Here is a 24,766-nt window from a genome sequence, read left to right as displayed (position 1 = left end):
CCCGCGGCAAACGAACGGGTATGCGAATACACGTTCGTGGCCGTCGGGCGACGCGCTATCACCCAGGTCAGAAGCGCGTGCGCATGCCGATCGTGCCGACGACCTGGTTCGCCGTGCTCGATGCGCCGCCCGACGTGTTGATGAACGCCTGATAGCCGCGGCCGGACGCATGCTGATACATCGCTTCCGCGTACAGGTCGGTGCGGCGCGACAGCTTGTACACGGCCTGCAGGTCGACCTGGTGCCACTTCGGATCGGTGCCGTGCTTGCTGTCGGGATTCGACACGCTGGCGTCCGTGTACACGTAGGCGGCGCCAAGGCTGACGGCCGGCGTGACCGCATAGCGCACGTTCACGTCGTAGTTGTTGAACGCGACCTGGCCGGTGGAGCCGAACGAGCCCGTGTTGTCATACTGCGAGCGCGTATAGACGAAGCCGACGGTCGCCGGGCCGAACACGTAGCTGATGCCGCCGCCGTACGTGCGCATGCGGTCCGAGCCGATCGACCAGCCGCCCTGGCTCACGCTCTTCGCTTCGGCCGAATCGGTTGCGCCGGGGCTCGCGCTCGTCGAGCCCTTGGTGCCGTTCATCTGCAGGTAGGCGCCGGCCAGCTTCAGCGGGCCGTTGGTATAGCTCGCCGCGACGCTGTACGCGCGGTTCGCGCTGAAGTTCGTCGAGTTGGAGAACGCGTACATCGCGCCGACCTTGAAGCCCGCGAGCGACTCGCTCGTGTACTTGACTGCGTTGTTGATACGCAGCGAGTGATTCAGGTTGTCGTTGTCGAACGGATGCGCGAAGCCCGCGTCGCCGAAGTCGCCGGCCGTCGCGGACAGCGGCGCGACGAAGTCGACCATCGTGTCGTACTGGCGGCCGAGCGTCAGCGTGCCGTAGCCGGCCTGGCTGAGGCCGATGTACGCGTGGCGACCGAACAGCTTGCCGTCCTGGCCGAGGCCGCCATTGTTGACGTTGAAGCCGTTTTCGAGCACGAACAGTGCTTTCAGGCCGCCACCGAGATCCTCGGTGCCGCGCACGCCGAAGCGGCTGCCGTTGACCGTGCCGCTGGCCATGCGCCACTGCGATGCGCCGTTCACGTTGTTGGTGTACGCGATGCCGGCGTCGATCAGGCCGTACAGCGTGACCGAGCTTTGCGCATGGGCGAGCGGCGCGAACAGGGCGGCGGCGCATGCGCCGGCGATCAGGTTTTTTTTCATGGTGAGGCTCCTGCGTGTGGGACTGGAATCAAAAGTTCGGCGCAAGTATAGGAATGCCCTGCGCGTGCGCGGCCGCCTGCGCGGCGAGCGCACCTTTCCGGATCCGGCAAGAGTCCTTCACAAAACTGACATGTCGTGCCGCGTGTGCCCGAGGCAGGCGGTTTTAGCGTGATGGCCGACACGCGGCTTCCGTTCGGCGCGGCCCGGTTGTCGTGTCGATGCAACATGCGCGGCGCGTGCGCGCATCGATGCTTTTCATCCATACTGGTCACCCGGATCGCACGGCCGCCGACGCAGATCGCGCGGCGGTCGACATGCATACAACAAGGGGCCTCCACATGAATCTGTTCAACGTACGCCTGCGCGGCCGCGACGGCCTGTTCACGATCGGCATCGACGGCGGCACGATCGCGCGGGTCGACGCGCAATCCGCGCCGCTCGCACCGGCGAATCCCGGCGATATCGACGGCGGCGGCCGTCTCGCGATTCCGCCGCTCGTCGAGCCGCATATTCACCTCGACGCGGTGCTGACGGCCGGCGAGCCGGCATGGAACATGAGCGGCACGCTGTTCGAAGGGATCGAGCGCTGGGCCGAGCGCAAGGCGACGATCACGCACGAGGACACCAAGACGCGCGCGCATGCAGCGATCGGCATGCTGCGCGACCACGGGATCCAGCACGTGCGCACGCACGTCGACGTGACCGATCCGACGCTCGCCGCGCTGAAGGCGATGCTGGAAGTGAAGGACGAGGCGCGTGGGCTGATCGACCTGCAGATCGTCGCGTTCCCGCAGGAAGGCATCGAGTCGTTCGACGGCGGGCGCGCGCTGATGGAGCAGGCGATCGACCTCGGCGCGGACGTCGTCGGCGGCATTCCGCATTTCGAGAACACGCGCGAGCAGGGCGTCAGCTCGATCGGCTTCCTGATGGATCTCGCGGAGCGCACCGGCTGCCTCGTCGACGTGCATTGCGACGAGACCGACGACCCGCATTCGCGCTTTCTCGAAGTGCTCGCCGAAGCGGCGCGTGTGCGCGGGATGGGGGCACGCGTGACCGCGAGCCACACGACCGCGATGGGCTCGTACGACAACGCGTACTGCTCGAAGCTGTTCCGGCTGCTGAAGCGCGCGGGCCTGAACTTCATCTCGTGCCCGACCGAGAGCATCCATCTGCAAGGCCGCTTCGACACGTTCCCGAAGCGGCGTGGCGTCACGCGCGTCGCGGAGCTTGACCGCGCCGGGATCAACGTGTGCTTCGGGCAGGATTCGATCAAGGATCCGTGGTATCCGCTTGGCAACGGCAACATCCTGCGCGTGCTCGATGCCGGCCTCCATATCTGCCACATGATGGGTTACGAGGATCTGCAGCGCTGCCTCGACTTCGTGACCGACCACAGCGCGACGGCGATGCATCTCGGCGACGGCTACGGCATCGCGGTCGGGCGTCCTGCGAATCTCGTCGTGCTCGACGCGGAAAACGACTACGAAGCCGTGCGGCGGCAGGCGAAGGCCACGCTGTCGATCCGCCACGGGAAGGTGATCATGCGGCGCGAACCGGAGCGTGTGACGTATCCGGATTGATGCGGAAGGCGTGGGGTCGCGATTCTTTCCGACCTCATCTATTCATGAAATGCATGAGTCGATTCTAAAAATACGTTTGTCTCATGATCGGCACAGGCCTACGATGCGGTTCTGACGACGGTGCGCGTATTGCGTGCCGTCTTTTCGATCCCCGCTCGCCGACCTCATGCGCCTCGATCTCCCGTCCGCTCCCGCATCCTCTTCGCCGCCCGCCAGCCCGTTCGCGCGCATGGCCGTCGTCACGGTCCTGACCGGCGTCGGAGCGGGCGTCGGCGGCATGCTGCTCGCGCTGCTGCTGCATGCGATCCAGCACATTGCATATGGCTACAGCGTCGCGCACGTGATCGGTTCCGAGAGCTTTCTCAGCGGCGTGACCGGTGCCGATCCGTTGCGCCGCCTGGTGGTGCTGGTCGTCTGCGGGATCGTCGCCGGTGGCGGCTGGTGGGCGCTTTATCTCTATGGCCGGCCGCTGGTCAGCATCCGCCGCGCCGTACGTGCGGCCGATCCGCGGATGCCGTTTGTCAGCACGACGGTTCACGCGCTGCTGCAGATCGTCACCGTTGCACTCGGCTCGCCGCTCGGCCGAGAAGTCGCGCCGCGCGAGATCGGTTCGCTGCTCGCCGGGCGGCTGGCTCATGCCGCGGGGCTTTCGCCCGACGACTGCCGGCTGATGGTCGCGTGCGGTGCCGGTGCGGGCCTTGCGGCGGTCTACAACGTGCCGCTCGGCGGCGCGATCTTCGTGCTCGAAGTACTGCTCGGCACGTTCGAACTGCGGGCGCTGGTCGTGGCGGTTGCGACGTCGGCGATTGCGGCCGTCGTCGCGTGGATCGGCCTCGGCAACGAACACCAGTACACGGTGCCGCCGTTCGTGCTGAGCACGCCGCTCGTTGCATGGTCGATCGTCTGCGGGCCGCTGTTCGGTTTCGCCGCGTACGGCTTCGTGCGGCTCACGACCCGCGCGCGGGCGAACGCGCCGAAAGACTGGCGGCTGCCCGTGTTTTCGCTGGTCAATTTCGCGGTGATCGGTGTGCTCGCGATGCGGTTTCCTCAACTGCTCGGCAACGGCAAGGGGCCGGCATCGCTGGGTTTCGACGGCACGCTGACGATCGGCCTGGCGGCGGCGCTGCTCGTGCTGAAGGTACTGATCGAGGCCGCCAGCCTGCGGGCCGGCGCGGAGGGCGGGCTACTGACGCCAGGCCTCGCGAACGGCGCGCTGCTCGGTGTCGTGCTCGGCGGGATGTGGAGCCTCGTGTGGCCGGGCGCGTCGATCGGCGGATGTGCGCTGATCGGCGCGATCGCGTTCCTGGCCGCGTCGATGCAGATGCCGATCACGGCCGTCGTGCTGCTGCTCGAATTCACGCGTGCGAATCACGACAGCCTCGTGCCGATGCTGCTGGCCGTGGCCGGTTCGCTTGTCGCGTACCGGTTTGCTCAGCGCTTGGCGGAGCAAAGGGCGAGTGCGGTTGTGACCGTCAGCGTGCCTGCGACGACGGCGCGCTGACGCTCGGTCGGCGATTTCCCTCCGAGGCGGTGCGGTTCGTGCCGCCTTTCTCCGTTTCCCCCGTTTCCCTGTTCTGACACGACGCGATCGTCACCGCGCACGCCAAAGCGCGTCCGCCGGTTCTGTGCAAGAATCCGCGCGTTTCCGCGCCGCAACCAACAACGACACGCGCGGACGTCCCTATCAGGAAACGAGGAGCTCAAGTTGATACAGCGCATTTCCCGCTTCTTCACGCAGGTGGTTCACCGCGTGCTGCCCGACCCGTTGATTTTCGCGATCCTGCTGACGATCGTCACGTTCGCGCTTGCGTTCGGCCTCACGCCGAATACGCCGGCGCAGCTCACGACGATGTGGGGTTCGGGTTTCTGGAACCTGCTCGCGTTCTCGATGCAGATGGTCATGATTCTCGTCACCGGCCATGCGCTCGCGAGTTCGCCGCCCGTGCGGCGCATGCTCGTCGCGCTCGCGAGTACCGCGCGTACGCCCGGTCAGGGCGTGATGCTCGTTGCATTCGTCGGCGCGTTGGCGTGCGCGATCAACTGGGGTTTCGGCCTCGTGCTCGGTGCGATGCTCGCACGCGAAGTGGCGCGCCGCGTGCCCGGCAGCGACTACCGGCTGCTCGTCGCGTCGGCCTACATGGGCTTCCTGAGCTGGCATGGCGGACTGTCGGGCTCGGTCCCGCTCGTCGCGGCCACGAAGGGCAATCCGATGGAAAAGACCATCGGGCTGATTCCCGTGTCGGATACGATCTTCACCGGCTACAACGCGTTCATCACGATCGGCCTGATCGTGATGCTGCCGTTTCTCGCGCGGATGATGATGCCGAAGCCGGGCGACGTCGTCAGCGTCGATCCGGCGTTGCTCGCCGAGCCGCCGAGCGTCGAGCGCAAGCTCGGGCCCGATGCGACGTTCGCGGAACGCCTGGAGGAGAGCCGCGTGCTGTCGGTCTTCGTCGCGGCGCTGTGCGCGGCGTTCCTCGTGCTGCGTTTCGTGCAAAAGGGCTTCGCGCTCGACATCGATACGGTGAACCTCGCGTTCCTCGCGGCCGGCATCCTGCTGCACCGGACGCCGATGGCGTATGCGCGCGCAGTGGCCGGCGCGGCGCGCGGCGCGTCGGGGATCATGATCCAGTTCCCGTTCTACGCGGGCATCCAGGCGCTGATGGATCACTCGGGGCTGGCGGGCGTGATCACGAAGTGGTTCGTCGATATCGCGAACGTGCACACCTTCCCGCTGCTCGCCTTCCTGAGCTCGGCGGTGATCAATTTCGCGGTGCCGTCGGGTGGCGGCCACTGGGTCGTGCAGGGTCCGTTCGTGATGCCGGCCGCGCAGGCGCTCGGCGCCGATCTCGGCAAGGCCGCGATGGCGATCGCGTACGGCGAGGCATGGACCAACATGGCGCAGCCGTTCTGGGCGCTGCCGGCGCTGGCGATCGCGGGACTCGGCGTGCGCGACATCATGGGGTATTGCGTGACGACGCTGCTGTTTTCCGGCGTGGTGTTTGTGGCGGGAATGTATCTGTTCTGACAGGGCGAGGCGAGATGCGGGCGGTGTACGCGTCCGCCTCTCGCCATCGTGAATCCGGCCTGTCGTCACGCCGGCGAGAAGCCGGATCGCCATCCATCATCCGATCGGGCAGAATCGACACTCCCAGTTCCAGCCGACGGATGTTCCATGACCGCTTCGAACGAACCGCCCGGCCACCGCGCCTATGCGAGCTTCGCGCAACGCTACGCGGAGATCGCGCCGACGAAGGCGCACAACGCATTGTACGAACGGCCGGCGACGATGGCGCTGCTCGGCGACGTTGACGGCCTGACGGTGCTCGACGCCGGCTGCGGGCCCGGCATCTGCAGCGAGCACCTCGCTCGCCGCGGCGCGACCGTGCATGCATTCGACGTCACGCCGGAGATGACCGCGCTTGCGCGAACGCGCTGCGACGGCCTCGCGGTCGAAGTCGTGGAGGGTGACCTGGAGGCGCCGCTTGCGTGGCTGCCGGATCATGCGGTCGACAAGGTGCTGTGCTCGCTCGCGCTCGACTACGTGCGCGATCTCGCGCCGACGCTGCGGGAATTCAGGCGCGTGGCGCGCCCCGGTGCGACGCTCGTGTTCTCGATGGCGCATCCGATGCGCGACTGGATGGACGAGCGCACGCGCGGAGACGGCACGTACTTCGACACGTCGCGCTTCGGTTTCCACTGGTCGGGATTCGGCGAGCCGAAGCCCTTTGTCGAAGCCTGGCGGCGTCCGCTCGCCGATATCCTGAATGCGGTCGCCGACGGCGGCTGGCGGCTCGACCGGTTCGTCGAACCGAAGCCGCTGCCGGAGATGAAGGCCGTGTCGGAACGACTCCACGCGGAGCTGTCGCTGGCGCCGGCCTTCCTGTGCATTCGCGCGCGCCGCTGATGCGGCAGGGTGTGCTACCGGCGTTCAGTGCTGCGCCGGTTCGTCGTTCAGCGTGCCGAGGAACGCTTCGATATCCTTGATGTCCTGCGCCGTCATCGCAGGCGTGTCGCCCGGCTTGCGGTCGAACGGCGCATCGGTCACGTCGACGTTCGCGCGATATCTCGGCGGGATGTCGTCGTACTCGTCGACCTTGCCGTCCGCGCCGCGCGAATAGAACTTCTGCGGCGAGATGCTGCGCTCGTTGTAGAACGCCATTACCTGGTCGAGCGTATGGAACACGCCGTTGTGGAAGAACACGTGGCGCGTCGCCGAGTTGCGCAGCGTCGGCGTCAGGAACATCGCGCAGTACTGCGTCTGGTCCTTCAGGTCGTCGCGGAACGGCCCGCACACGCCGAGATCGTAGAACGCCGGATTGCGGTTCTGCGCGAGCGCCTTGTTGCGCGGCGCACCGAGCGCCTCGTACTGGTAATCGGTAAACATCGGCGGCAATCCATCCTTGCCGGGCTTCGACAAGTGGCAGCCCGCGCAATTCGCCTTGTCCGGATCGTTGAACAGGCGCAGCCCGCGCAGCTCGGCCTGCGTGAGACGCGCACGGCCTTCGAGCCAGCGGTCGTACTTGCTGTTGTACGGGTGGAACGACGGATCCTCGACCTGGTAACGCGCGATCGCGAACATCGCCTCCGACACCGCGAGTTGCGGGCTGTCGAACACGCGCGCGCCGAACAGTTTCTCGAACTGCGCGCGGTGCGCCGACTGCGCGAGCTTGTGCGCCACGTCGTCGATGCTCGAGTTCGCCATCTCGACCGGATTCAGCAGCGGGCCGAACGCCTGCTGCTGCAGCGTGTCGGCGCGGCCGTCCCAGAACATCCCACCCTGCGGTACGAGTTGCGGCGCGGCCGACGTGCCGGCCACCTTCTGCGCCTTCACCACACCGGCCGCCGATGCGGCCTGCTGCGCGACGGTCGGCGCGGCGTCGTTTTCGCCGGCATCGGGGCCGATGCTGAAGTTCGGCTGGCGGTACAGGTACATCAGCGACGGCGGCGGGCGATAGCCCTGCTGCGTCATCGCGAGGCCGCCGGGCTGCACGTCGAGCGCATTCGGCGGGCCGTACGCATGATCGGGGCTGTGGCACGACGCGCACGACTGCTTGCCCGACGCGGACAGCGACGGATCGGCGAACAGCGCACGGCCGAGTTGCGCGACCGCCGACAGCGGCTGTGCGACGGGACGCTGCAGCACGACCGGATGCGGATTCGCGCCCGTCCAGTCGGCGACGACGGTGCCGATCGCCGCCGGCACCTGCGCGGGAAATGCGATTGCAAATGCGCCATAGCCGAGCACGGCCGCGCCGATCACGAACGCCGCGCGGCGCAGCAGGCGGGAAGGGGCGCGCGGCGCGGAGGAGCCGGAGGCATCGGGAGACGGGAACACGGGGCGAGCTGTCATGCTGTCGGTCGGAAATCGGGCGCCGCACGAAGCGACGCGTTAAACGGAAAAAGCCGGCGCGTGAGGCGCCGGCCATGCGGTCATGCAATCCCGGTCAGATTGCCGGTGCCGCGCTCAATGCGGTGCCGAGCGTCGGGTCGAGGTACAGCGGCGTCGTGTTCGGCTTCGACGTGAAGTCGAACAGGTTGCGCAGGTCGCCGGCCGTCGCGTCGAACGAACCGCCGCCGATACGCTGGCCGCCGAGCCAGTTGTCCTCGATGAAGCGCACGACGGACGACTGGTCGAGCATCGTGTGGTCGACGTAGTTCTGCTTCGCATACGGCGAGATCACGATCAGCGGGATGCGCACGCCCGGGCCGCAGCGGCCGTTCACGGTCGCGCCGTTCACGCCGGTGGTGCCGCCCGTGCCGCACTTGCCGGCGCCGTTCACCTGGTCGACCGGGTCCGACGACGCGCGCGTCGGCGCCGTGTACACGTGGTCGTACCAGCCGTCCGAGTCGTCATAGGTGACGATCACGGCCGTGTTCTGCCAGTCCGGCTGTTGCTGCAGGAAGTTGACGACCTTCGTCACGAACGCCTGCTCGTCGAGCGGATCCGAATAACCCGCGTGCGCATCCTGTGCGGCCGGGGCCTTCAGGTAGCTGACCGACGGGAAGTTGCCGGCCTTCACGGCGGCGAAGAAGTCGTCCGTGTCGTACTGGTGGTTCGCGGGCTCGGCGGTCTTGCCGTCGGCCTGGAGGCTCGAACCGATCGCCGCGACCGAGCTCGGGCGCGTGTGCTGCGGGTTCGACGTCGACGCGTAGTACTGGAACCAGTTGTGGTGCGGGATGTAGTCCGACGTCGCGGCGTTCACGGCGGTGGCGACCGTGCTGCGCGCGCAGCCCGTCGTGCCGTTGCCGTTGATCGTCGACAGGTTGAAGCCGCCCATGAAGCCGCCCCACGTGATCTTCGCGCCGTTCAGCAGGTCGCCGATGTTCTTGCCGCTCATCAGCGCCTGGTCGGTCGTGCTCGAGCACACGTCGTTGCCGGGGTCGACGTCGTTGATCATCGTCAGGCCACCCGCGCCGTCATTGATGTAGTACGAGCTCTTCGCGAGCGTCGACGGTTGTGCAGACGTCTTGACGATCTGCATCCCGTTGGTCTGGCCGGACACGACGTTCAGCGCGCCCGGCGTCGACGGGCCATACGACGTCGTGTACGTGTTGTCGCTCATCGCGAAGCGCTGCGCGTAGTTCCACAGTGCCGTCACGGTGTTGCCGTCGAAGTAGCCCATCACCTGGCCCTTCGTGCCGAACGCGCCGGCGCCGCCGGACGAGCCCTTGCCCGTGTACTTCGGGAACAGGTCGGCGAGGCCGTTGTCCTCTGCCTGCTGCTCGGCCGTGTACGCGTGGTTCTGGTCGGCGGTCGCCGCCTGCGTGCGGTCGAGGCGGAACGGGTTCGCCGCGTCGGTGCCGTTGGCCGTGTTCGTGAAGTTGGGGTTCGCGGTGAGCAGCGTGCCCGTCAGCCCGTTCGGCGTCGGCGTGCCTGACTTCGCGCTGAACGCCGGTTCGCCCGACGGGTTCGTCGCGTTCGGATAGGTGCCGAAGTAGTGGTCGAACGAGATGTTTTCGCCATAGATCACGACGACGTGCTTGATCGGCGTGGCGGTCTGCAGCGCATCCTGCGACGACACGGCAGGCGTCGACGTGGGATCGTCGCTGCCGCCGCAGGCGAACAGCGCCAGCGCTGCGGCTGCGCAGGCAGTGACGAGCAAGGCTTGACGGAACATCGGGAAACTCCAGGTAAGGTCTTCGATGGTGGAGAGCGGCCCCGTTGCCGTGTCGGTTCGGCGCGGAGCTCGTGAGAGAGCACGCGCATTGGAACAGTCGCGTATGAAGATATGGGGACGGAGTGATTTCGCGACGGTTGCGCTGCGGTATCGATTTCATTACGACGCAGCGCGGCGCGAAAGAGAACGGAAAGGGGCGGACCGCGTGCCACATGGGCGTCACATTCGGCGGCGCGCGCGTGGCTGCCGCGGGAGCCAAGCAGGGCAGGCGAAAGGGCGTGGCCGGCGAATTCGTCTATGCAACGCCGTGCGGCGCTTTTTTGACAATCCGGTTACGCATTCATACGATGAACGCCTGTCGCGCGCATCGCGCGATTTCCCACTGTCAGTGAGGCTTCAGCGTGCCGATCCCCGTTCTGTTTGCCGTTCTGTGCGCGGCGTTCCTGCATGCGTCTTGGAATGCGCTCGTCCGCAGCAGCGGCGACCGGTTGCGGTCGGCGACGGTGCTGCAGATCGCGATCGGGGTGTTCGCGCTGTTGTTCCTGCCGGCCACCGCGCCGATCGCACCGGCGAGCTGGCTCTGCGTGGTCGCGTCGGCCGTGCTCCACGTCGCCTATACGCTGCTGCTCGTGCGTGCGTACGAGCATGGCGACCTGACCGTCGCGTACCCGGTTGCGCGCGGCACCGCGCCGCTGCTCGTCACGTTCGGCGCGGCGGCGTTCGCGGGCGAGCACCTGAACGTCGGCGCGCAATGCGGGCTCGTGCTGATCTGCGCGGGCATCATGGCGATCGGGCTGGAGCGCGGGCGCGACGCGAAGCACCGGATGATGCAGGTGCTGCCGACGGCGTTCGCGACCGGCGTGTCGATCGCGGCGTACAGCGTGGTCGACGGAATCGGCGTGCGCGAAAGCGGCAACACGGTCGGTTATACCGCGTGGATGTTCGTGCTGACGGGCGCGATGATGGCTGCGTACTACCGGCTGCGCGCGGGGCCGCTGCGGCTCACGCAGCAGGTCGGCGAGACGGCGAAGGCCGCGTGCGGCGGCGTGTTCGCGGCGCTCGCGTACGGCATCGTGATCTGGGCGATGGATCGCGCGCCGATGGGCCCGGTGTCGGCGCTGCGCGAAACGAGCGTGGTGTTCGCGGCGCTGATTGCGCGCGTGTATCTCGGCGAGCGGCTGACGCCGCGCCGGGCGACGGGGTGCGCGGTGATCGCGGCGGGGGCGTTGCTGATCAGTGCGTTCGAAGCGGTGCGGTGAACGCGTTGGCCCGATGTGCCGGGCGTGTCGCTCGCCGGGTCAGGTTTCAACCGGCATCGCACTCGTGCACTTGATCTCGTCGAGGCACACGCTGGAATGCACGCCGCTCACGCCGGGAATCCGCATCAGCGTTTCGAGCAGGAAAGTGGACAGCCCCTTCAGGTCGCGCGCGACGACCTTCAACACGTAGTCGATATCGCCCGTCACCGAGAAACATTCCTGGATCTGCGCGAGATCCGACACGAGTTTCTGGAACTTCGACAGGTCGCGGATATGTCCACGCTCCATCGTCACGTGCACGAAAGCGGTGACGCCAAAGCCAAGCGTGTCGGGGCACAGCCGGGTTTCATAGCGGCGGATCGCGCCGATCTCCTCCAGCCGCCGGTGGCGGCGTAGTGTCTGCGCGGGCGACAGGCCGACGGCCTTCGCCAGATCGAGGTTCGACGCGCGGCCGTTCTCCTGCAGGATCGAAAGCAAGTGGCGATCGAGGCGATCCAGAACCGGTTCATGCATTTTTATTTCCTCATCTGTCTCCTGGATGCAATCTTATCTCATAATGTAGGGTTTGCATGAACGGGTTACGAAACCCGATTTCGCCGTCGCGACGCTAAACTGACGCCGGATTTTCGTGTGCGGCCGCAGCAATGCGGATGCGGCGAGGTCGGCGGCCGGTCTGGCGGGCACGCTGACGCTAATCGGGCGCCGCCACGCGAGGATTGCAGTCCCCCAACCCGGCGGCTCCACGAACGGCCGCCGGCACAGTAAAACAGCGCCCGGCACACCGAGGCGCGCCGCACCCCGCTGCAGGCGGAGGCGGACAGAGTGGAGAAGACATGGTTTCTGGAAACGAGAGCGACGGCCTGAAGCGCGGGCTGAAGAACCGGCACATCCAGCTGATTGCGCTCGGCGGCGCGCTCGGCACGGGGCTGTTCCTCGGCATCGCGCAGACGATCAAGATGGCCGGCCCGTCCGTGCTGCTCGGCTACGCGGTGGCTGGCATCGTCGCGTTCTTCATCATGCGCCAGCTCGGCGAGATGGTCGTCGACGAGCCCGTCGCCGGCTCGTTCAGCTACTTCGCCAACAAGTACGTCGGCCACTTCACCGGCTTCCTGTCGGGCTGGAACTACTGGGTGCTGTACATCCTCGTCAGCATGGCCGAGCTGTCGGCCGTCGGGATCTACGTGCAGTACTGGTGGCCCGGCGTGCCGACCTGGGTGTCGGCGCTGGTGTTCTTCGTCGCGATCAACCTGCTCAACCTGGCGAGCGTGAAGTCGTACGGCGAGACGGAATTCTGGTTCTCGATCATCAAGGTCGCCGCGATCGTCGGCATGATCGGCTTCGGCGGCTGGCTGCTCGCGAGCGGCCATGCGGGGCCGGAGGCGAGCGTCCGGAACCTGTGGCAACACGGCGGCTTCTTCCCGAACGGCGTGTCGGGGCTCGTGATGTCGATGGCCGCCATCATGTTCTCGTTCGGCGGGCTGGAACTGATCGGCATCACCGCGGCCGAGGCCGACGATCCGAAGCGCAGCATTCCGCGCGCGACCAACCAGGTGATCTACCGCATCCTGATTTTCTACATCGGCGCGCTCGCCGTCCTGCTGTCGCTGTATCCGTGGGAAAAGGTCGTCACCGGCGGCAGCCCGTTCGTGCTGATCTTCCACGCGCTGAGCAGCAACGTGGTGGCCAACGTGCTGAACGTGGTCGTGCTGACGGCCGCGCTGTCGGTCTACAACAGCGGCGTGTACAGCAACAGCCGGATGCTGTTCGGCCTCGCGCGGCAGGGCAATGCGCCGAAGGTGCTGTGCTCGGTGAACAAGCGCGGCATTCCGCTCGCCGCGCTCGGCGCGTCGGCGCTCGCGACCGGCGCGTGCGTGCTGGTCAATTACTTCATGCCGGGCAAGGCGTTCGAGGTGCTGATGGGCCTCGTCGTGTCGGCGCTGATCATCAACTGGGCGATGATCACCCTGATCCATCTGAAGTTCCGTCAGGCCAAGCGCGCGGCCGGGGAGGAGACTTCCTTCCGCAGTCTGGGCTATCCTTTCACGAATTACCTGTGCCTGGCATTCATGGCCGGCATTCTCGTCGTGATGTACCTGACGCCGGATCTCCGCCTGTCGGTGTACCTGATCCCGGTATGGCTCGCGGTGCTCGCGGTCGGGTATCGCTTCCGTCAGAAGAATGCAGGCTATGCGGTGCGCGACGGCGCATCCGCACGCTGACGCAGGCCACGACCGATCATTCTTCCAAACGAGACCGACATAGCCATGTTCGAACACATCGACGCGTACCCGGGCGACCCGATCCTGACGCTGAACGAGAATTTCCAGAAAGATCCGCGCGACCAGAAGGTCAACCTGAGCATCGGGATCTATTTCGACGCCGAAGGCCGGATTCCGGTGATGGGCGCCGTGCGCGAAGCCGAAACCGCGCTGCAGCGCGACAGCGGCCCGAAGCCGTACCTGCCGATGGTCGGCCTGGCCGCGTATCGCGACGCCGTGCAAGCGCTCGTGTTCGGCGCCGATCACCCGGCCCGCGCGGCCGGCCGCATCGCGACGCTGCAGACGCTCGGCGGCTCGGGCGCGCTGAAGGTCGGCGCCGATTTCCTGAAGCGCTATTTCCCCGATGCGCAGGTGTGGCTCAGCGATCCGAGCTGGGAAAACCACCGCTTCATCTTCGAGCGCGCCGGCTTCACGGTGAACACGTACCCGTACTACGACGAGGCGACGGGCGGCCTGAAGTTCGACGCGATGCTCGCGGCGATCGACGCGCTGCCGGCGCGCAGCGTCGTGCTGCTGCATGCGTGCTGCCATAACCCGACCGGCGTCGACCTCGACGAAGGCCAGTGGGAGAAGCTGATCGACGTGATCGAGGCGCGCGGGCTGCTGCCGTTCGTCGACATGGCGTACCAGGGCTTCGGCGCGGGCCTCGACGCGGACGCGTTCGCGGTGCGTGAACTGGCCCGCCGCGGCGTGCCGGCACTCGTGGCGAACTCGTTCTCGAAGAACTTCTCGCTGTATGGCGAGCGCGTGGGCGGCCTGAGCGTCGTCTGCGAGGATGCTGCCGCGGCCGATCGCGTGCTCGGCCAGCTGGCCGGCGCCGTACGCTCGAACTACAGCAACCCGCAGACCTACGGCGCGAAGGTCGTCGCGGCCGTGCTCGGCACGCCGGCGCTGCGCAAGCAGTGGGAAGAGGAACTGTCGGCGATGTGCCGCCGCATCGCGCGGATGCGCCAGTCGATCCATGACGGCCTGCGCGACCACGTCAGCGGCGAGGCGCTCACGCGCTACGTGAAGCAGCGCGGGATGTTCACGTACACGGGCCTGACCGAATCGCAGGTCGACGCGCTGCGCGAAGTGCACGGCGTGTACATCCTGCGCTCGGGCCGGATGTGCGTGGCGGGCCTGAATGATTCGAATGTCGGCATCGTCGCGGATGCGATCGGCAAGGTGCTGAAGAGCGGCGTCTGATCGACGCGCGCCCCGGCGCGCACCGAACGATGCTGGATGAACCGGCTGTTTCCCGTCGCGGGAGCAGCCGGTTTTTTCTTGCGCGGCGGCAACGTGCGCTGGACGACAGACGCCCGAGCGCTTGCGGCGGTACGATCACGGCATCCGACACAACAAGAAGGGCGAGACATGGGCATCCGGATCATCCAGCTCGGCACGCCGCGCGCGGCCGGCGAGGGCCTGCGGATCGGCACGGTGCGGCGGCCGCCGCGTGGCGTACCGAAGGCGGAATTCGCGTCGCGCAACTACTATGATGTATGGTTGCCGACGCTGTCGCCGAGCGCCGAACTCGTTGCCCAGGCACAGGCCGCCAAAACCGACGCCGAATGGAATGCGTTCAAGCGCCACTTCCGCGCGGAGATGGCGCATGGCGATCCGGCGAAGGTGCTGGACCTGCTGGCGGCGCTGTCGGCCACCACGGCGTTCTCGATCGGCTGCTATTGCGACGACGAGCGCCATTGCCACCGCAGCGTGCTGCGCGAGCTGCTTGCGCAGCGCGGCGCGGCGATCGAGCCCGACGCGGGCTGAAGCCGCGTCGGGCGGCAGCATCCTGATCGTGCGGCGCAGCGAACCGCTTGACGTGGGTCAAGCGCGCGGCCGCGCGCGCCACTATGCTCTCGTCATGGAGCCATCACGACGATGACAGGCCGACAGATGCACATTACTTTTCCGCCCGAGCCGCCCGAATATTGCGCGCGCGATCTGGTCGTCGCGTTTTCGGCGCTGGTCGACGGGCGTTGCGTACAGTGCGCGGTCACGGCCGAGGCGCTGGAAGACCATTTCGGCGCGCGGTCGCTGCTCGAACGCGACCTGCTGGCCGCGTTCGACGGGCACCGGTCGGCGATCGAGGCGATGGCTCGACGGATGCTCGAGGAAATCGGCGGCCGGCCGGTGCTGCTGCATAGCGGTCACTTCCGGCTCGAAGGCTGATATCGCAGGAGGGTGCATGACACTGCAGGGCAACATTCACGAACGCGACTGGTCGGTCGAAGTCGAGACGCGCCCGTGCGAATCGGGCGAGTTCCGCTGCCGCGTGTCCGTCGAGCACGGCGTCGGCGCCGCGCGGTTTCATCATACGTTCGAGCACAGCCATGCGTATCCGACCGAGCGCGAGGCCATGATCGAAGGGCTGCGCGCCGGCATGACATGGATCGAGATGAAGACGTCGCAGGTCTTCAACGTATGAACGACCCCGCGCCCGGCACGGCGCGGGAGGATGGTCGGCCGGGTAGCGATCGAAGCGTCGCGCCCCGCCACGGGAAACGCGTGCCGCCGCATCGTGATGCGGGCGGCGCAAGCAAGGCGGTCGACGAGCGGGCGGCGCCGTCAGGAGAGTCGGACATGGGCGTGGGCATGCAGATCGCCTGCCATGGATTTACGGGGACCGCCGCGGTCGAAGCCGAGGCCGGCGCGCAGCTGGTGCGGCTCGAACGGTTCCGCGCGCTGATCGACGGCTGCCACCTCGCGATCGAATCGCGCGCGGCGACCGATGGCGCGCGGCTGTACGACGTGCGGCTCGACCTGGTGATGCACGACGCGGCGCTCAGGCCGCTGCCGCCGTGCGTCGGCGATGACGTCGACGACGCGCTGCGCCGCGCCTTCGCACAGGCCGAACGGGCGCTGATCGCGTGGCAGGCGAGCGGCGAAAGGGTGGCGCTGCGCGGCTGATCCGGCGGCGCGCGTCAGACCTGCGCGAGCGCCTGCGCGTCGATGATGCGTACGCGCTTGCCGCGTGTTTCGACCAGCGCTTCGCGGTGGAACCGCGAGAACATCCGGCTGACGGTTTCGAGCTTCATCCCGAGATAGCAGCCGATTTCCTCGCGCGTCATCCGCAGGTTGAATTCGGTCGCCGAATAGCCGCGCGCCTCGAAACGGGACGACAGGTTCAGCAGGAAATGCGCCACGCGCTGTTCGGCCGACATCGTGCCGAGCAGCAGCATCTGGCTCGATTCGCGCACGATCTCGCTGCTCAGCATCTGGTAAAGGAAATGCTGCATCGGCTTCATCTCGCGGCACGCCGCTTCGAGCGCGCCGAACGGGATGATGCACACGACGCTGTCTTCCAGCGCGATCGCGTCGCAGCAATGCTGTCCGCCGCCGATGCCGTCCATGCCGAGCGTTTCGCCGGCGATCTGGAAGCCCGTCACATGCTCGCGGCCGTCGCGATGCATCATCACCGTCTTGAACGAACCCGCGCGCACCGCATAGATGCTCTGGAACGGATCGTCGATGCGGAACAGCGCATCACCCTGGCGAACGTGCCGGGTCGTGCAGATGATCGAGTCGAGACGGCCGTATTCGGCGGCCGTCAGGTGCGGCGGCAGGCACATCGAGCGCATCGCGCAGGCCGAGCAGCGTGCGGCCGGATGTTTGGCGGCGTCGGCGCGCGCGACCGCGCGCAGCGGAATCGTTGGCCGGGGTACGACGGAGACGTCGGCGGCGCAGGCGGTGGCTGTGGACATAAGTCACTCCGGCTCGTCAGGGTCGGTGCACGCGAGCGTGCACCAGGGATTCGATGACACGGCATGCAGCGTCGAATTCGACGGTCTTGTCGAAGAAGTAGTCGGCTCCCGCCGTCGCGCATGCCTCTCTGAATGCCGGCGCCGAATGATTCGTCAGCACGATCGTGACGATGCGCGGCGCGACCTTGGACAACATCCCGATCAGGTCGAGGCCGCTGCCGTCCGCGAGCCGCACGTCGACGATCACGACATCCGCCTGGCTGCTGCGGATGTGCGTCCACGCGTCCTGGCCGTCTTCCGCTTCGCCCACGACGGCGACACCGCGGATCGCGCCGACGAGCAGCGCGATGCGCTGCCGGACGGCGACGGCGTGATCGACGAGAAACACCCTGAGCGCGGCAGGTGACAGGCTGGCATTCATGCCGGCAGTATCGTGTTGCGCCGCCGAAATTGAAATCGGCCGAATTGGAAGTTTGTGTAGGCCGCTTCGCCGCGTTGTAGGGCGTTTCCTACAACGCGTCGGGGAAACCGCCGGAGCGGCTCCGATGTTGCGATGCCGCGTGCGCGGCTGAAGGGCCTCGGCGCCTGGTCAGCCGGCCTTGCGCGCCGCGAGCGTATCGCGCGCCGTGCGGCAGGCGGCGAGATCCCACGCGGCACAGCCGACGCTCTTGAACAGCAGCGGCCCGCCGCGCGTAAAGGTGCCGTTCAGCACGTCGGCGAGCGACGCGACGTGCTGCCAGTCGACTTGCGCGACGATCAGGTCGCCGGCCTCGTGGCGCGCGCCGGCCGGATCGTCGACGACGAGCCGGCTGCCGTGCACCGTGTTCGCGTCGATCTCGGCGGCATCGGCGGTGAACGCGCCGACGCCGACCACGAGCCGGCCTTCGCGTGCGGCTTCCCGGTAGACGGGCGTGCGGCTCGTCGTCAGCGTGACGACGACATCGATCGCGTCGGGAATCGCGTCGCCGTCGAGCGGCACGAGCCGCGGCGCGTGCGCGCGGTTCGCCGCGCAGAAGGCGGCCGCGCTGTCGGCGTTCGTGCCGCGCACGTGAAGGCGCGCGTCGGGGAAGATCGCCGCGAGCGCTTCCGCGTGATTGGCCGCCTGCTTGCCGGTGCCGATCAGCAGGATGTCGTGCGGCGCGGCGCCATGCAGCGCCTGGATGCCGAGCGCGGTGATGGCCGCCGTGCGGCGCCCGGTGACCGTCGGGCCGTCGAGCACGAAGCGCATCTCGCCCGAGTGCGCGTCGTACGCGGTGACCTGGCCGAGAATCGTCGGCAGCCCGCGCGCGCCGTTGCCGGGGCAGACGTTCACGAGCTTGTGGCTCGCGAGGTCGCGCGCGCTCGACGGCATCGACAGCATCACGCCGCCGCCCTGCAGCGGCACGACCAGGCGCTCGGGGCTGACGATCTCGCCCGCCGCGTACTCGGCGACGGTTTGTCTGAGTGTGGCGAGCAGCGCCGGGTAATCGAGCAGCGCGGCCGTGTCGGCCGCATCGAAAACGGGAATCGGGGAAAGGGCAGTCATCGTGTGCGTCGTATGCGTCGTGAGCGTGGACGACGGGCGCATGCCGCGCCCGCCACAGGGTTGCCGGATACCGTGACACAGGGCAGCGTGGATCGAATCTATACCACTTTCTGGCGCACCTGCAACCCAGAAAATAAAGCACGCTGCCGGTTTTGGTTCTAATATCTGTCCAGAAGGGCCGCCATGGCCTCGATGCCGGCGCGCTCCGGTATAGTGCGAACCCATTCCAGATTCACGCCCGCGACCGGGCAGGAGCCATACGATGATGTCCGCGCGTCCCGACTTACTCGAAGGCGGTTTCAAGCCGCTGCAGATCTACGAGCAGGTAGCCGAGAAGATTCGCGACGAGATCCGCGCGGGGCGCTATGCCGCCGAGTCGCGGCTGCCGTCCGAGCGCGAGCTCGCGGGGCTGTTCCAGGTCGGCCGGCCGGCCGTGCGCGAGGCGCTCGGCGCGCTGCAGAACGAGGGGCTCGTGTTCACGAAGCGCAATTCGGGCACCTACGTCGTCGCGTCGCCGCTCGACGTGCTCGCCGAGCGCGGCGACATGCACAACGCGTCCGAAGCCGATTTCAGCCCGACGTCGACCCTCGACGTGCGGTTGATCCTCGAGCCCGCGATCGCGCGTCTCGCGGCCGGGCACGGCCGGGCCGATCCCGGCGCCGAACGTTATCTGGCGCAAATGGAAACCATCACCGACGTCGACGATCCGCATCAGCGCGCGCTGTGGAACGAGAGCGACCGGCTGTTCCATCGGCAGCTCGCGCTGATGACCGGCGACGCGCTGATCGTGAAGATCGCGGACGAAGTCGCGAAGACGATGGACCAGCCGCTGTGGAAACGCCTGAAGGACGACGGCATCTACGACGCGGGCCGGATCCGGCTCTACGTGTCCGAGCACCGGTTGATTTACGAGGCGATCGTGTCGGGCGACGCCGACGCGGCGGCGTTCTATGTCGAGCAGCACATCCGCCGTGTACGGCGCGACATCACGCCGAAGTGACCGCGCGAGCGTCGTTCTGGTCTGAAAATTGACCAGAACCGAAGATTTTATTTTGAAATTGCTTGCGTGGTGACCACACGTGTCCTACATTGGTTTCACACAAAACCAATCAGGAGACATCATGCGATACCTCGTTACCGCGCTCTCGGTGGCCATCGCCGCCGGTGCGCTGACTTCCGCCCACGCGCAGGAAGTCGTGATGATCGGCCATTCGGCGCCGCTGACGGGCCCGCAGGCCGCGAACGGCAAGGACAATGAAAACGGCGCGCGCCTCGCCGTCGACGAACTCAACAAGGCCGGCATCAAGGTCGCCGGCAAGACCGTCACGTTCAAACTGGTTTCCGACGACGACCAGGCCGACCCGAAAGCGGGCGTGCAGGTCGCGCAGAACCTCGTCGACAAGGGTGTCGTCGCGGTGCTCGGACCGTACAACTCGGGCGTCGCGATTCCCGCGTCGCGCGTGTATTCGACTGCCGGCGTGCCGATCCTGCCGGTCGCGTCGAACCCGGCGCTGACGAAGCAGGGCTTCAAGAACATCTTCCGGATCGGCGCGAGCGACGAACAGCTCGGCGGCACGATGGCCACGTTTGCCGCGAAGACGCTGAATGCGAAGACCGCCGCCGTGATCGACGATCGCACCGCGTACGGGCAGGGCGTCGCCGAGCAGTTCATGAGCGTCGCGAAGGCGAACGGAATCAAGATCGTCGACCAGGAATACACAAGCTCGTCGGCCACCGATTTCCTCGGCATTCTCACCAAGATCAAGGCCAGCAACCCCGATGTGATCTTCCTCGGCGGCTATGCGGCGCAAGGCGCGCCGATGGCCAAGCAGATGAAGCAGCGCGGGCTGCGTGCGAAGCTGCTCGGCGGCGACGGCATCTGCTCGGCCGACATGGGCAAGGTCGCGGGCGACGCGGCATCGATCGTCTACTGCGCGCAGGGCGGTGTCGCGCTCGAGAAGACGGCGGCCGGCCGCGAGTTCCTGAAGAAGTACCACGACACGTATCACACCGATACGCAGGTCTACGGCGTCAACTACTACGACGGGATGAAGCTGCTCGCCGACGCGATGGTCAAGGCCGGCACGACCACCGACAAGGCGAAGCTGATCGCGCAACTCGCGAAGTCGAACTACGCGGGCGTCGCGGGCACCTATTCGTTCGACGCAAACGGCGACCTGAAGGGCGCACCGACGACCGTCTACGTGATCCGCAACGGCCTGCCGGAGCCGTACGCGAAGTAATCGCCACACCAGCCTGTCACCGGACGGCGGCGCGACCGCCGTCCTTCGTTTCAACGCATCCGATTCGACATGAAAATTTCCCGATCCCTTTCCACCGTCGAAGTCCATACGGGCGGCGAAGCGTTCCGCATCGTCACGAGCGGGCTGCCGAGACTGCCGGGCGACACGATCGTCCAGCGCCGCGCGTGGCTCAAGGAGAACGCCGACGAGATCCGCCGCGCGCTGATGTTCGAACCGCGTGGCCACGCCGACATGTATGGCGGTTACCTGACCGAGCCGGTCTCGCCGAATGCCGATTTCGGCGTGATCTTCCTGCACAACGAAGGCTACAGCGACCATTGCGGGCACGGCGTGATCGCGCTGTCGACCGCCGCCGTCGAGCTCGGCTGGGTGCAGCGCACGGTGCCGGAAACGCGGGTCGGCATCGACGCGCCGTGCGGCTTCATCGAGGCGTTCGTCAAGTGGGACGGCGAGCATGCGGGCCCGGTGCGCTTCGTCAACGTGCCGTCGTTCATCTGGCAGCGCGACGTGTCGGTCGAGACGCCGTCGTTCGGCACCGTGACCGGCGACATCGCGTACGGCGGCGCGTTTTATTTCTACGTCGACGGCGCGCCGTTCGACCTGCCGGTACGCGAATCGGCCGTCGAGAAACTGATCCGGTTCGGCGCGGAAGTGAAGGCCGCCGCGAACGCGAAGTACCCGGTCGTGCATCCGGAGATTCCGGAAATCAACCACATCTACGGCACGATCATCGCGAACGCGCCGCGCCATCCGGGCTCGACGCAGGCGAACTGCTGCGTGTTCGCGGATCGCGAGGTCGACCGTTCGCCCACGGGCTCCGGCACCGGCGGGCGCGTCGCGCAGCTGTACCAGCGCGGGCTGCTCGCGGCCGGCGACACGCTCGTCAACGAATCGATCGTCGGCACGGTCTTCAAGGGGCGCGTGCTGCGCGAGACGACGGTCGGCGACATTCCGGCCGTGATTCCGGAAGTGGAAGGCAGCGCGCATATCTGCGGGTTCGCGAACTGGATCGTCGACGAACGCGATCCGCTCACTTATGGATTCCTCGTGCGCTAAGCAGCGGCGCCGATCGGCCGCCCTCGCGCGGTTTCCCGCTTGTAGTACCAGGTTTGGCGCGTCGTTCCCGTTACGGGGCACGCGCCTTTTTTGCGTGCGAAACGCGGGCAAGGCCACGCGGTGCATGTCGGCGCAACGCCGCCGCGGGCCGGCAGGCCTCGCGAGTTTGGTACGATGCACCCTTTTCAGTCGAGCTCCACCCGCGTGAATCGCCGAAACGTGTCGTCAGTGCGTGCCTTCTGTGCCAGATGGGTCGCGCGCGCCCAACCCGTCGCGGCTGCCGCCGTCGCGCGGGTCAAGCCTCTCGCCGCCACCGCGTGGCACCATCTCCGTCATCCGACGCGCCGCGGCGTGCTGCTCACGGCTGCCGCCGTGCCGGCGCTGTTCGCGGTGTACGTGGTCGTGCTGATTCCGTTCACGCCGGGCATCGGCGACATCCGCAAGGCGCGCGTCGACCAGCCCGCACAAGTGCTGTCCGCCGACGGCAAGCTGCTGGCCGAATTCAAGCCGTCGAACCGCGAGTGGGTGCCGCTCAAGCAGATCTCGCCTCACATGGTCGACGCGCTGATCGCGACCGAGGATCACCGCTTCTACGAGCATCACGGCCTCGACTGGAAACGCACGGCGTCGGCCGCGCTTCATACGTTCTCGGGCAGCCGCCAGGGCGGCTCGACGATCACGCAGCAGCTCGCCCGCAACCTGTATCCGGACGAGATCGGCCGCGCGCCGACGCTCACGCGCAAGGTGAAGGAGGCGATTACCGCGCTGAAGATCGAGGCGGTCTACAGCAAGGACCAGATCCTCGAGACCTACCTGAACACGGTGCCGTTCCTGTACAACGCGTACGGCGTCGAGATGGCCGCGCGCACCTATTTCGACAAGTCCGCCGACGAACTCGACGTGCTCGACAGCGCGACGCTCGTCGGAATGCTGAAGGGCAACAGCTATTACAACCCGGTGCTGAACCCCGAGCGCGCGCTGCAGCGGCGCAATACGGTGCTCGGCCAGATGGTGAAGTACGGCAAGCTGTCGCCCGCGCAGTTCGCGCAATTGCAGCGCCGCCCGCTGCGCATCGACTTCGAGCGCCAGAAGGAGCCGCCGGGGCCGGCGCCGCACTTCGCGCAGCAGTTGCGCAAATGGCTGATCGCATGGGCCGACCGCAACGACTACAACATCTACTCGGACGGGCTGATCGTGCGCACGACGATCGACTCGCGGCTGCAGCAGATGGCGACACAGGCGCTCACGCTGCAGGGTAACCAGCTGCAGGGCATCGCGAACAACGCGTGGAGCGGCCGCGACGGCTGCGGCACCGACAACGAGGTGTTCCGCACCTTCATGCGCGAATCGCCCGAGTACAAGGTCGCGCAGGATGCCGGCAAAGACGACGCGGGCGCGATGAAGCTGCTTGCGGCGGACCGCGGCTTCATGCGTGCGCTGTGCAAGGCGAAGACCGACGTGCAGGCCGGCTTCCTCGCGATCGATCCGCGCAATGGGCAGATCCGTGCGTGGGTCGGCAGCCGCGATTTCACCAACGAGCCGTTCGACCACGTTGCGCAGGCGCGACGCCAGCCGGGCTCGACCTTCAAGCCGTTCGTCTATGGCGTCGCGTTCGCGAACGGGATGAAGCCGGACGACACGTTCATCGACCAGCCGGTCGAGATCCCGCTGAAGGGCGGCGAGATCTGGCGGCCGAACGACGACGTGCCGCCGACCGGCAAGCCGATGACGCTGCGCGACGCGATCGCGCTGTCGCGCAACCGGATCACCGCGCAGGTGATGGAGAAGGTCGGGCCGGCCGCCGTCGCACGGCTCGCGCGCGACATGGGCGTGCGCGAAAGCCCGCTCGAACGCGTACCGTCGCTCGCGCTCGGCACGAGCCCCGTCACGCTGAAGGAGATGGTCGCGTCGTACGCGACGATCGCGAACGGCGGGCTGTACGTCGAGCCGCAGATGGTCACGCGCATCGAGAACCGCCAGGGCGAGGTGCTCGCCGAATACGCGCCGGCGCCGCCCGAGCGCGCGCTCGACGCCGAAACCGACAAGACGCTGCTCGGGGTGATGCGCGACGTCGTCACGCGCGGCACCGGCGGCAGTATCCGCACGCGTTTCGGGATCCGCGGCGACGTGGCCGGCAAGACCGGCACGACGCAAGACAACGCGGACGGCTGGTTCATCCTGATGCAGCCGGGCCTCGTTGCCGGCGCGTGGGTCGGCTTCGACGACGGCCGCGTGACGCTGCGCAGCGATTACTGGGGGCAGGGCGCGCACAGCGCGCTGCCGATCGTCGGCGATTTCTTCCAGCGCGCGCAACGTGCCCGGATCGTCGACTCGAAGGCGAAATTCGACACCGAGCCGTCGCCCGGCTGGTTCGCATCGCTGCGCGAGCGCGTGACGGACCTGTTCGACACGTGGTTCCCGCCCGAACCGAAGAAGGCGCCCGCGCCCGGCAGGACGCAGCGAATCGAGCGTCCGCCCGAGGTCGACGAAGGCGCGGCGTCGGACGCGTCGGCCGCGTCGGCGCCTGAAGCCGCGTCCGGCGGTATCGTCGAGGAGTGGGTGCCGGCATCCGAAGTGGCCGCATCGGCCGCCGCCTTGTCGGCGGGCGCCTCGCAACCGCAACCCGCGCAGCCGCCAGCGAGCGCCGGCATGACGAGCGGCAGTAGCGCGGGCATCGACACAGCGCCGCCCGCCGCGCCGGTCCAGCCTCCCGCGCCGTCCACTCCCGACGCGACCGGCACGTCGCAGTAACATAACCGTTCAGATTTCGCGCGATGCTGCCG

Annotated in this window: 22 protein-coding genes; 15 read left to right on the top strand and 7 right to left on the bottom strand. The window is 67.3% G+C overall.

Translation table 11 applies throughout. The annotated features are described in order from the left end of the window. Positions 1–67: 67 nt before the first annotated feature. Positions 68–1,210, bottom strand: a complete 1,143-nt coding sequence (locus U5809_RS22445) for a porin (protein WP_322088167.1) — start codon at positions 1,208–1,210, stop codon at positions 68–70. Between the two features lie 338 nt (positions 1,211–1,548). Here U5809_RS22445 and codA point away from each other — a divergent pair, with 338 nt between their 5' ends. From codA to U5809_RS22425, 4 genes are all read left to right on the top strand, one after another. After that, entirely contained in the window at positions 1,549–2,790 is a 1,242-nt protein-coding gene (codA, locus tag U5809_RS22440) for a cytosine deaminase (RefSeq protein ID WP_322088166.1), read from the top strand. Between the two features lie 166 nt (positions 2,791–2,956). Continuing rightward, the gene (locus tag U5809_RS22435; protein ID WP_322088164.1) at positions 2,957–4,291 is read left to right on the top strand and encodes a chloride channel protein; all 1,335 of its coding nucleotides are present in this window, start codon (positions 2,957–2,959) and stop codon (positions 4,289–4,291) included. Positions 4,292–4,495: 204 nt separating this feature from the next. Then, the gene (locus U5809_RS22430; protein WP_282511357.1) at positions 4,496–5,818 is read left to right on the top strand and encodes a TIGR00366 family protein; all 1,323 of its coding nucleotides are present in this window, start codon (positions 4,496–4,498) and stop codon (positions 5,816–5,818) included. Between the two features lie 147 nt (positions 5,819–5,965). Next, a complete protein-coding gene (locus U5809_RS22425; RefSeq protein ID WP_322088163.1) occupies positions 5,966–6,697 on the top strand; it encodes a class I SAM-dependent methyltransferase in 732 nt (243 codons plus the stop codon). 24 nt (positions 6,698–6,721) lie between these two features. Here the strand turns inward: U5809_RS22425 and U5809_RS22420 are convergent, their stop codons facing one another. Both U5809_RS22420 and U5809_RS22415 read right to left on the bottom strand, forming a co-directional pair. Next, the gene (locus U5809_RS22420) at positions 6,722–8,143 is read right to left on the bottom strand and encodes a cytochrome-c peroxidase (protein ID WP_322088162.1); all 1,422 of its coding nucleotides are present in this window, start codon (positions 8,141–8,143) and stop codon (positions 6,722–6,724) included. A gap of 94 nt (positions 8,144–8,237) precedes the next feature. Continuing rightward, on the bottom strand, positions 8,238–9,911 hold the full coding sequence (locus U5809_RS22415) for an alkaline phosphatase family protein (protein ID WP_322088161.1): 1,674 nt from the start codon (positions 9,909–9,911) through the stop codon (positions 8,238–8,240). A gap of 401 nt (positions 9,912–10,312) precedes the next feature. On the opposite strand from U5809_RS22415, the gene U5809_RS22410 reads away from it, so the two are divergent. Further along, positions 10,313–11,170 (top strand): EamA family transporter, encoded by an 858-nt coding sequence (locus U5809_RS22410; RefSeq protein ID WP_322088160.1) that lies wholly within the window; start codon positions 10,313–10,315, stop codon positions 11,168–11,170. Positions 11,171–11,209: 39 nt separating this feature from the next. Here the strand turns inward: U5809_RS22410 and U5809_RS22405 are convergent, their stop codons facing one another. Continuing rightward, a complete protein-coding gene (locus U5809_RS22405) occupies positions 11,210–11,683 on the bottom strand; it encodes an Lrp/AsnC family transcriptional regulator (protein ID WP_322088159.1) in 474 nt (157 codons plus the stop codon). 320 nt (positions 11,684–12,003) lie between these two features. Between U5809_RS22405 and U5809_RS22400 the strand changes: the two genes are divergently transcribed. From U5809_RS22400 to U5809_RS22375, 6 genes are all read left to right on the top strand, one after another. Further along, on the top strand, positions 12,004–13,389 hold the full coding sequence (locus U5809_RS22400) for an amino acid permease (protein WP_282510045.1): 1,386 nt from the start codon (positions 12,004–12,006) through the stop codon (positions 13,387–13,389). 45 nt (positions 13,390–13,434) lie between these two features. Then, positions 13,435–14,637, top strand: a complete 1,203-nt coding sequence (locus tag U5809_RS22395) for an amino acid aminotransferase (RefSeq protein WP_322088158.1) — start codon at positions 13,435–13,437, stop codon at positions 14,635–14,637. Positions 14,638–14,805: 168 nt separating this feature from the next. After that, on the top strand, positions 14,806–15,204 hold the full coding sequence (locus tag U5809_RS22390) for a DUF488 domain-containing protein (protein ID WP_322088157.1): 399 nt from the start codon (positions 14,806–14,808) through the stop codon (positions 15,202–15,204). 111 nt (positions 15,205–15,315) lie between these two features. Next, complete coding sequence (locus U5809_RS22385) at positions 15,316–15,606, top strand: DUF1488 domain-containing protein (RefSeq protein ID WP_322088156.1); 291 nt, start codon at positions 15,316–15,318, stop codon at positions 15,604–15,606. A gap of 16 nt (positions 15,607–15,622) precedes the next feature. Then, positions 15,623–15,862 (top strand): hypothetical protein, encoded by a 240-nt coding sequence (locus U5809_RS22380; RefSeq protein WP_059240619.1) that lies wholly within the window; start codon positions 15,623–15,625, stop codon positions 15,860–15,862. A gap of 155 nt (positions 15,863–16,017) precedes the next feature. Continuing rightward, a complete protein-coding gene (locus U5809_RS22375; RefSeq protein WP_322088212.1) occupies positions 16,018–16,344 on the top strand; it encodes a metal ABC transporter ATPase in 327 nt (108 codons plus the stop codon). A gap of 14 nt (positions 16,345–16,358) precedes the next feature. Here the strand turns inward: U5809_RS22375 and U5809_RS22370 are convergent, their stop codons facing one another. The 3 genes from U5809_RS22370 to lhpI all read right to left on the bottom strand — a co-directional run bounded on the left by U5809_RS22370 (position 16,359) and on the right by lhpI (position 18,663). After that, positions 16,359–17,138 (bottom strand): helix-turn-helix domain-containing protein, encoded by a 780-nt coding sequence (locus U5809_RS22370; RefSeq protein WP_282510038.1) that lies wholly within the window; start codon positions 17,136–17,138, stop codon positions 16,359–16,361. A 16-nt stretch (positions 17,139–17,154) separates the two neighbouring features. Continuing rightward, entirely contained in the window at positions 17,155–17,559 is a 405-nt protein-coding gene (locus U5809_RS22365) for a response regulator transcription factor (RefSeq protein ID WP_282510037.1), read from the bottom strand. 168 nt (positions 17,560–17,727) lie between these two features. After that, complete coding sequence (gene lhpI / locus U5809_RS22360; RefSeq protein WP_322088155.1) at positions 17,728–18,663, bottom strand: bifunctional Delta(1)-pyrroline-2-carboxylate/Delta(1)-piperideine-2-carboxylate reductase; 936 nt, start codon at positions 18,661–18,663, stop codon at positions 17,728–17,730. 262 nt (positions 18,664–18,925) lie between these two features. On the opposite strand from lhpI, the gene U5809_RS22355 reads away from it, so the two are divergent. The 4 genes from U5809_RS22355 to U5809_RS22340 all read left to right on the top strand — a co-directional run bounded on the left by U5809_RS22355 (position 18,926) and on the right by U5809_RS22340 (position 24,734). After that, positions 18,926–19,663, top strand: a complete 738-nt coding sequence (locus tag U5809_RS22355) for a FadR/GntR family transcriptional regulator (protein ID WP_322088154.1) — start codon at positions 18,926–18,928, stop codon at positions 19,661–19,663. Positions 19,664–19,784: 121 nt separating this feature from the next. Then, positions 19,785–20,906, top strand: a complete 1,122-nt coding sequence (locus U5809_RS22350; RefSeq protein ID WP_322088153.1) for a branched-chain amino acid ABC transporter substrate-binding protein — start codon at positions 19,785–19,787, stop codon at positions 20,904–20,906. A gap of 69 nt (positions 20,907–20,975) precedes the next feature. Continuing rightward, positions 20,976–21,983: a trans-3-hydroxy-L-proline dehydratase gene (gene lhpH, locus U5809_RS22345; protein ID WP_282510029.1), complete on the top strand. Its 1,008-nt coding sequence runs from the start codon at positions 20,976–20,978 to the stop codon at positions 21,981–21,983. Positions 21,984–22,157: 174 nt separating this feature from the next. Continuing rightward, positions 22,158–24,734: a penicillin-binding protein 1A gene (locus tag U5809_RS22340; RefSeq protein WP_322088151.1), complete on the top strand. Its 2,577-nt coding sequence runs from the start codon at positions 22,158–22,160 to the stop codon at positions 24,732–24,734. The last annotated feature ends 32 nt before the right edge of the window (positions 24,735–24,766 follow it).

It is taken from the genome of Burkholderia sp. BCC1999 (genome assembly GCF_905339975.1).
GTDB lineage: Bacteria > Pseudomonadota > Gammaproteobacteria > Burkholderiales > Burkholderiaceae > Burkholderia.
Note: the sequence above shows the minus strand (reverse complement) of the source record. Positions and strands in the feature narration are given on the sequence as shown.

Excerpts from the sequence above, each read along its gene's own strand:
- U5809_RS22445 (WP_322088167.1), bottom strand. The coding sequence starts at position 1,210 with ATGAAAAAAAACCTGATCGCCGGCGCATGCGCCGCCGCCCTGTTCGCG.
- codA (WP_322088166.1), top strand. The coding sequence starts at position 1,549 with ATGAATCTGTTCAACGTACGCCTGCGCGGCCGCGACGGCCTGTTCACG.
- U5809_RS22435 (WP_322088164.1), top strand. The coding sequence starts at position 2,957 with ATGCGCCTCGATCTCCCGTCCGCTCCCGCATCCTCTTCGCCGCCCGCC.
- U5809_RS22425 (WP_322088163.1), top strand. The coding sequence starts at position 5,966 with ATGACCGCTTCGAACGAACCGCCCGGCCACCGCGCCTATGCGAGCTTC.
- U5809_RS22420 (WP_322088162.1), bottom strand. The coding sequence starts at position 8,143 with ATGACAGCTCGCCCCGTGTTCCCGTCTCCCGATGCCTCCGGCTCCTCC.
- U5809_RS22415 (WP_322088161.1), bottom strand. The coding sequence starts at position 9,911 with ATGTTCCGTCAAGCCTTGCTCGTCACTGCCTGCGCAGCCGCAGCGCTG.
- U5809_RS22405 (WP_322088159.1), bottom strand. The coding sequence starts at position 11,683 with ATGCATGAACCGGTTCTGGATCGCCTCGATCGCCACTTGCTTTCGATC.
- U5809_RS22400 (WP_282510045.1), top strand. The coding sequence starts at position 12,004 with ATGGTTTCTGGAAACGAGAGCGACGGCCTGAAGCGCGGGCTGAAGAAC.
- U5809_RS22395 (WP_322088158.1), top strand. The coding sequence starts at position 13,435 with ATGTTCGAACACATCGACGCGTACCCGGGCGACCCGATCCTGACGCTG.
- U5809_RS22390 (WP_322088157.1), top strand. The coding sequence starts at position 14,806 with ATGGGCATCCGGATCATCCAGCTCGGCACGCCGCGCGCGGCCGGCGAG.
- U5809_RS22385 (WP_322088156.1), top strand. The coding sequence starts at position 15,316 with ATGACAGGCCGACAGATGCACATTACTTTTCCGCCCGAGCCGCCCGAA.
- U5809_RS22380 (WP_059240619.1), top strand. The coding sequence starts at position 15,623 with ATGACACTGCAGGGCAACATTCACGAACGCGACTGGTCGGTCGAAGTC.
- U5809_RS22375 (WP_322088212.1), top strand. The coding sequence starts at position 16,018 with ATGGGCGTGGGCATGCAGATCGCCTGCCATGGATTTACGGGGACCGCC.
- U5809_RS22370 (WP_282510038.1), bottom strand. The coding sequence starts at position 17,138 with ATGTCCACAGCCACCGCCTGCGCCGCCGACGTCTCCGTCGTACCCCGG.
- U5809_RS22365 (WP_282510037.1), bottom strand. The coding sequence starts at position 17,559 with ATGAATGCCAGCCTGTCACCTGCCGCGCTCAGGGTGTTTCTCGTCGAT.
- lhpI (WP_322088155.1), bottom strand. The coding sequence starts at position 18,663 with ATGACTGCCCTTTCCCCGATTCCCGTTTTCGATGCGGCCGACACGGCC.
- U5809_RS22355 (WP_322088154.1), top strand. The coding sequence starts at position 18,926 with ATGATGTCCGCGCGTCCCGACTTACTCGAAGGCGGTTTCAAGCCGCTG.
- U5809_RS22350 (WP_322088153.1), top strand. The coding sequence starts at position 19,785 with ATGCGATACCTCGTTACCGCGCTCTCGGTGGCCATCGCCGCCGGTGCG.
- lhpH (WP_282510029.1), top strand. The coding sequence starts at position 20,976 with ATGAAAATTTCCCGATCCCTTTCCACCGTCGAAGTCCATACGGGCGGC.
- U5809_RS22340 (WP_322088151.1), top strand. The coding sequence starts at position 22,158 with ATGCACCCTTTTCAGTCGAGCTCCACCCGCGTGAATCGCCGAAACGTG.